This is a genomic window from Aquipuribacter hungaricus, assembly GCF_037860755.1.
Taxonomy (GTDB): Bacteria; Actinomycetota; Actinomycetes; order Actinomycetales; family JBBAYJ01; genus Aquipuribacter; species Aquipuribacter hungaricus.
Genome location: NZ_JBBEOI010000445.1, coordinates 1 through 1,162, shown reverse-complemented (window position 1 = coordinate 1,162; position 1,162 = coordinate 1). Strand labels below are relative to the sequence as shown.

Genomic DNA, 1,162 nt, shown 5'->3' with positions numbered 1-1,162 from the left:
CGGCGGGCAGCGCGGTGCCGGCGGTGCCGAGGCCCGCCGCGCCGACGGCGCCGACGATGCCGGCCGCGCGGAGCATGGTGCGCCGCGACAGCTGGGCCGGGCTGAGCTCGCGGTCGGGGACGGAGGTGTCCACGGCGACGGCGGTGGTCTCGTCGAGGACCGTCTCGGCGTGCGTGTGGCCGTGGTCCTGCCCGTGGGCGTGGTCCTGCGCGTGGTGCTCGTCGTGCGCGTGGGGGTGGGCGTGGGGGGAGCCGTGCGTGCCGGTCATGACGGGCCTTCCGGTCGGTGCGTGCGGGACGTGCGGTCGGGACGTCCCGACCTCACATGCGTCCCGCGACATCCGTGCGACCCCCGGGCGGCGCGACGGTGGCCACCAGGTGAACATCGGGGGTCGCCGCCCGCGTCAGGCGTGCCGTTCGGCCACGCTGTTCCCCCCGTCGACGACGAGCACCTGGCCCGTGACGTACGAGGCCCCCGGGGAGGCCAGGAACGCCACCGCCGCGGCGACCTCGTCCGGGGTGCCGGGACGGCCGACCGGGCTCGCCGCGCCCTGGCGGAGCTCGTCCTCCTCCGACGACCCGGTGGCGACCCAGCCGGGCGCGACGGCGTTGACCGTGGTGCCCGACGCGGCGACCTCCAGCGCCAGGGCGCGGGTCAGGCCCACCAGGCCCGCCTTGGCCGCGTGGTAGGCGACGTCGCCCGGGTAGGCCACGACCGGGCCGCTCACGCTGGAGACCGACACGACCCGGCCGTCCCCGGCGGCCAGCAGGTGCGGCAGCAGGGCGCGGGTCACCCGGTAGGCGCTGGTCAGGGACCGGTCGAGCTCGTGCTGCCACTCCTCGGGCGACGTGCCGGCCAGGGTGCCGGACGTCCCTGGGTCGGCCACCGACGTCATGCCGGCGCCGTTGACGAGCACCCGGACCGGCAGCCCGACCGCGGCGGCGGCGTCGACCAGGCGCGCGACCCCCTCGGCCGTCGTCAGGTCGGCCACGACGCCGGTCGCGCGGGCGCCCCCGGCACGCAGGGCCTCGGCGCGCTCCAGGGCCCGGTCCGTCGTCCCGGTGACCACGACCGCGTGGCCGTCGGCGACCAGCGCCCGCGCGCAGGCCAGCCCGATGCCGGTCGGCGAGGACGACCCGGTCACCACGGCCGTCCACCGCGG

1 protein-coding gene and 1 pseudogene are annotated in these 1,162 nt (G+C 78.5%); both read right to left on the bottom strand.

Features of this window, described 5'->3' with window-relative positions; translation table 11 throughout:
• A pseudogene (locus WCS02_RS20505) lies at positions 1-268 on the bottom strand (hypothetical protein); the annotation flags it as partial.
• Between the two features lie 135 nt (positions 269-403).
• On the bottom strand, positions 404-1,162 hold a 759-nt coding region (locus tag WCS02_RS20500; RefSeq protein WP_340296168.1), incomplete at its 5' end, for an SDR family NAD(P)-dependent oxidoreductase.